The following is a 5,379-nucleotide window of genomic DNA, read 5'->3' on the forward strand; positions in this document are numbered from 1 at the left end:
TTCCGCTCCGGCCGGCAGTTCGCGGCCTGGCTCGGGCTGACACCGCTGCAGAACTCCAGTGGCGGCAAAGAAAGGCTCGGTCGCATCTCCAAGATGGGCGACAAGTACCTGCGCAAGCTCCTTGTCATCGGCGCAACATCGCTGGTCCGGGCTGCCAGGCACAAGCCTGAGACCGTGGACCCGCGCCTCGCCGACCTGCTCGCGCGCAAGCCCGTCCGGGTAGCGACGGTCGCCATGGCGAACAAGATGGCGAGGATCGTCTGGGCGATTATGACGCGTGGTGAGATCTACCAGACGTCCCACATGCCAGCGCTGGCATAATAGACTTTTAAAAGTTTAGCTGAGGAGATCAGCTTCAGGAGGTTGTGAGAGCGATGCGATGTGATGGCGAGACCGGTCAGGCCGGGAACAGGGACAACCCAGCGACAGTCGAAGGCGTCATAGCCTGATAAGCAGAATGGGACCCAGTTCGCGGACTCCATCAAGGCCAGCAGTCCCTACCGACTGCATCAACAGGCCGAACAGAAGACTGCACCCGACAAAGGCGCCAGATCATCAAATTTAACTTGCAACGCGGGGGCCATCCACAGAAGACGTTTGTTCATGGAAATCGTCTACCGCAGGTAGCGACCAGAAGTTGCCATTCGCCGATACGTTTTACCACCGAAGACGGTCATCGCCGGACGATCAATCCCGATTCCGCTGAGCACTCACTCATCCACTGGCGACGCTTGAGCCCGCCAGCACGTGCCGCACGACCGCAATGGGCCGGGCTTGTCCTGGATTGTTTGCTGGCTTGACATTTCAGCCTAAGTTCCATATACCATCCAATTAGATGGTTTCTGGATGGTGATTTCAATGGCCACCAATGTGCGAGAATTGCGACCGAAGGTCAGCGACAGTGAAAAGATCACGATCAATCTTGGCTACGTCGACCTGGGTCAGATCGACCTGATGGTGCAGGATGGCTTTTACGCCAACCGAACGGACTTCATCCGGACCGCAATTCGCAACCAGCTCGACCGGCATAGCGACGTAGTCCGGCAATCGGTCGCGCGCAAAACCTTGGATCTTGGTCTCAGGCACTACAGCCGTGCCGATCTGGAGGCCGTGCAGGCCGCGGGAGAGAGGCTGCAAATCAATGTGCTCGGGCTGATCACCATCGCCCAAGACGTCACGCCTGAATTGGTCCGCGCGACCATCGCCTCCGTTACCGTGCTGGGCGCGCTGCATGCGAGCCCAGAGGTCAGGGCCGCCCTAAGCGACCGGATGCGCTGACGTCAGCCCGCGGGGCCTCGCACACGAAACCCCGCCCACAATCACTTTCGACGCAAGCCATTCAGGGGGGCGAGCCAGGACTTTTGCCCATTGCAAGCACAGAAAGGTTCTCAACATGAACACCACGTCCTTAAGAGGTATGTTCGAGGCAACCCGCCTTACCCGCGCAGGCCGGCTCACGGAGGCCACAGCGCTCCTGCAACAGATGCTTCAGGGCCGGGCAGTATCGGGTGACGCGCCGGCCCCGGCTGAATCCACGTCCCGGATCATCGACATTATCGACGGTGTCGCCGAGACAATCGGAACTGCCGACGTCGCTGCACCGCACGCCGCGCCGGTGCGCGGGATCGGCGTCCGCCGAGGGGGCTTGGGAGCTACAGCCGGCGCCAGTGCGATGCCGGCAATGTCCGCGTTGCGCAGCTTTCTCGAACGGGACAACCGCATTGGATTTCCGCTCCCGCCGGGCGGCCTCGTTTTTCCGGACCCTGCCGAAAAAGCGCCCGAGCTGCCCGACGGCGCAAAATTCCTCTCAGCGACTTTCAGCAATCCGGCCGGCACCCGTCCCTACAAGCTTTATGTCCCCAGCGGCTATCAGGGGCAGCCGGTCCCCCTGATTGTCATGCTGCATGGCTGTACCCAATCGCCGGACGACTTCGCCGCCGGCACGCGCATGAACGCGGTTGCTGAAGAGCATGGCTGCCTCGTCGTCTATCCGGCGCAGACCAGTGCCGCCAACATCTCGAAATGCTGGAATTGGTTCAGCGCGGGCGACCAGCGGCGTGACCAAGGTGAGCCGTCGCTGATCGCAGGCATCACCCGCGAGGTCATGCGCCAGTATGAGGTCGACCCGGGGCGCGTCTATGTTGCCGGTCTCTCCGCCGGGGGCGCGGCCGCGGCGATTATGGGTGCTGCCTACCCTGACTTGTTTGCTGCGATTGGCGTGCACTCGGGGCTAGCCTGCGGCGTGGCTGGCGATCTGCCATCGGCTTTCGCGGCGATGCGGAAGGGCAAGAACGGGTCCGTTCAGCGAACGCCTGTTCGGCCGGATGCGGACGAAGGGCGGCGCGTTGTCCCCGCGATTGTGTTCCATGGCGACCGCGACACCACTGTGCACCCATGCAACGGTGATGACGTCGTCGCACAGTCGACGCTGGCAACGCCACTCGAGACCAGGGTAGAAGAAGGGTGCGTGATCGGCGGTCATAGCTACATCCGCTCTCTGCACATCGGCACGAGCGGGGAAACGCTGGTTGAGCAGTGGCTCATCCATGGCGCCGGCCATGCCTGGTCCGGCGGCAGCCTGGCCGGGTCCTACACCGATCCACGCGGTCCCGATGCCACCAAAGAGATGCTGCGCTTCTTCCTCGATCACCCACGGCCTACTGATAGGCCCGCAGTCTGACGACCTGCTCGGGTGGGTCACCATAACGGACCCGCCGAACCTCGGCGAAGAGTTGCACCAGAATGGCGGCTTCTGGATCCTCCCTGCAGCTCGATCGCCAGCGATGGTAGTGTCCCCGCTCCTGGTTCTTCCTCGCCATAGGTTTGTCGCGTCCGAAGGGTCGAAAGCGGCCGGTCCGCTCTCTACAGACGGGCGAGCAATTCCGCCTTCTTAGAGGCGAATTCATCGTCGGAGAGGATTCCTTTGGCGTGAAGTTCGGCGAGTTTATCGATCGTCGCGAGAACATTGCCACCGCCGGCATTGGTCGTTTGGCTGGGGGATTGCGGTATGCCGTTGACCGAGATGACGGGTAAGTCGGCGACGCTCACCAGGCCATGCTGGCTGGAGAACGTAATTGAACCGCCATAGGACTGCTGCTGCGAGAACCCGCCTATCTGATGATCCAGCGTGTCATAGACGGTGACCGTGCCGTTAACCTCAATGGCGAGGCGCCGGGCTTGCTGGAAATAGGCATAGCGAACATTGTTTTGGGCGCCCGTACTATTTGGCCAACCGATCTCCGCCGGCCACCACTCCCCCGAGGTTCCCGCTGGCGGCGGTACGAACAGGCTCACCGGTCCCGACGGCCCGGCCGAATTCTGTTGCTGGCTGCTACCAGACGGCGCCTGCTGATAGTTGCCCTGGGATTGATTGCCCTGGCTTTGCGATTGAAAACCTCCGCTACGGACCAAACCCGGTTGGCTCGCGACCAAGCCCGATAAGTCATAACAGAGGCTGTCGATCCGTCCCTTGAGGTTGTTATTGAACATATCGGAAATCATGATCATGCCGCCGCGCATCCATTGGCCGGATCCGCTGAATTCGGGGTGGTTGAACTGCGCCATGCTGCCGTTGCCATTGATGACAGCGTCAAGCATGTTGAGCGTGGCTTCGTTACTGAAACCATGTCTTCGGGCCAGATCTGATATCGCTTTCTCGCCCGACGGAGATAGCTGTCGCATGTTCATTCGCTCCCGTTCAATGCGGCCTTATCGAACCTTTCGCGCCTGCGTTGATAGGGCTGGCCGGTGGGTAACCAGTGTCCAGTGGGCGTCGGTCCGCCTATCTAGCGGTAGATGTACCCCATAAGACAGGTTCGGAGAAGGAGCTCCGAAGGCTAGGGAACACTCTCCGTCTGGCTTGATCCATTATTTGGGTGGGGCCAGGGCGATGATATCCCGCGTCAGCGTGGCCTCATCATCCGCTGTCCGGGGCGCCTTGCGCTGCGTCGCCCGCGGCTGGCCTAAATAATCGTTGTCATCAGGCTCAGTGGAGAATAGCCTTTGTCCCGGTCGACTGCTGCACGCCAAGGGGGGTGCCGGCATGGGCGTCATTCAGAGTCTCTACCAAAATCTCATCGCCACTTTGGTTTCTCTGCGCCGTGAGGCGGAACGCGAATTGCGCGAGAGCGAGAAGCGTTTCCGGCAGGTCGTCGAGGCCGCGCCAAACGCCATGGTGATGGTCGACCACGCCGGCAAAATCACCATGGTCAATACGCAGGCCGAGCGGACCTTCGGTTACACACGAGACGAGCTTGTGGGCCAGCCGGTGGAACTGCTCGTGCCCGAACGTTTCCGCGGCCATCATCCAGGGCTGCGGCAGACATTTTTTGCTGATCCGAAGCCGCGGATAATGGGGGTGGGGCGCGATCTCTACGCCGTCAAGAAGGATGGCAGCGAGTTTCCGGTCGAGATCGGCTTGAATCCGATCGAGACCGATGAAGGAATCATGGTGCTGTCGGCGATTGTCGATATCACGCAGCGCAAAGCAGCGGAGCTGGCGCTGCGCGACAGCGAGCTGCGCTATGGCGTGCTGATCGACGGCGTGACTGACTACGCGATCTACATGATTGATCCCAATGGCATCGTCACCAACTGGAACCGGGGCGCGGAGCGCATCAAGGGCTACACCGCCGAGGAGATCATCGGCCGCAACTTCGCGTGTTTCTACACTGAAGAGGACCGCGCTGCGAACGTGCCGCAGCGCGCGCTCGAGATCGCCGCCCGCGACGGCAGGTTCGAGGCCGAAGCCTTGCGCGTACGCAAGGATGGCAGCCAATTCTGGGCCGACGTGGTGATAGACGCGCTGAGGGACGAGGATGGCCGGCTGATTGGCTTCGCCAAGATTACGCGCGACATCACCGAACGCCTCCGCGCGGCGCGGGAGCTGGAAGAGGCGCGCCTCAAGATACTGCAGGAGGAGTTCGCGCGCGCCAATCGGCTGATGCAGATGGGCGAGTTGACGGCCGCGATTGCCCATGAGGTGAATCAACCGATCGCGGCGGTCGTCGCCAGTGCTGGCGCCGCTTTGCGCTGGCTCGCGGCAAAGCCGCCCGACGTTGAGAGCGCCCGCCAATCTCTTGAACGCATTGCCAGGGACGGCGAGCGAGCGGGCGGGATCATCAACCGCATCAGTGCGCTCGTCAGGAACGAGCCGCCGCGCAGGGATCGCCTGAACGTCAACGATGTCATTCTCGAAGCCCTCGCCGTGGTCCAGCGCGATTTGGATAGCCATGGCATCAAGCTGCAAAGCGGTCTCGCAAGCGGCCTGCCTGCCGTTCTGGCGGATCGGGTCCAACTGCAGTATCTTGAGGCGCGCCTCTTCCAGCTCCCGCGCCGCGCGGAGGCGTTCGGTGATGTCGCGCGTAATCTTGGCGAAGC

The 5,379-nt window shown here is 61.7% G+C and carries 5 protein-coding genes; 4 read left to right on the forward strand and 1 reads right to left on the reverse strand.

Annotated features, from left to right (window positions below; translation table 11 throughout):
• The 3 genes from ACLPJJ_RS02030 to ACLPJJ_RS02040 form a co-directional block, all read left to right on the forward strand.
• Nucleotides 1-321 (forward strand): transposase (locus tag ACLPJJ_RS02030; protein WP_443589077.1); only part of this gene is annotated, 321 nt, incomplete at its 5' end.
• A gap of 537 nt (nucleotides 322-858) precedes the next feature.
• The gene (locus ACLPJJ_RS02035; protein ID WP_443589078.1) at nucleotides 859-1,278 is read left to right on the forward strand and encodes a CopG family transcriptional regulator; all 420 of its coding nucleotides are present in this window, start codon (nucleotides 859-861) and stop codon (nucleotides 1,276-1,278) included.
• 115 nt (nucleotides 1,279-1,393) lie between these two features.
• Nucleotides 1,394-2,680 (forward strand): extracellular catalytic domain type 1 short-chain-length polyhydroxyalkanoate depolymerase, encoded by a 1,287-nt coding sequence (locus tag ACLPJJ_RS02040; RefSeq protein WP_443589079.1) that lies wholly within the window; start codon nucleotides 1,394-1,396, stop codon nucleotides 2,678-2,680.
• Nucleotides 2,681-2,862: 182 nt separating this feature from the next.
• Here the strand turns inward: ACLPJJ_RS02040 and ACLPJJ_RS02045 are convergent, their stop codons facing one another.
• Entirely contained in the window at nucleotides 2,863-3,687 is an 825-nt protein-coding gene (locus tag ACLPJJ_RS02045) for an SHOCT domain-containing protein (RefSeq protein WP_443589080.1), read from the reverse strand.
• Between the two features lie 355 nt (nucleotides 3,688-4,042).
• On the opposite strand from ACLPJJ_RS02045, the gene ACLPJJ_RS02050 reads away from it, so the two are divergent.
• A partial coding sequence (locus ACLPJJ_RS02050) for a PAS domain S-box protein (protein WP_443589081.1) occupies nucleotides 4,043-5,379 on the forward strand: 1,337 nt, incomplete at its 3' end.

This window comes from Acidocella sp., assembly GCF_052326845.1.
In the GTDB taxonomy this organism is placed as follows: domain Bacteria; phylum Pseudomonadota; class Alphaproteobacteria; order Acetobacterales; family Acetobacteraceae; genus Acidocella.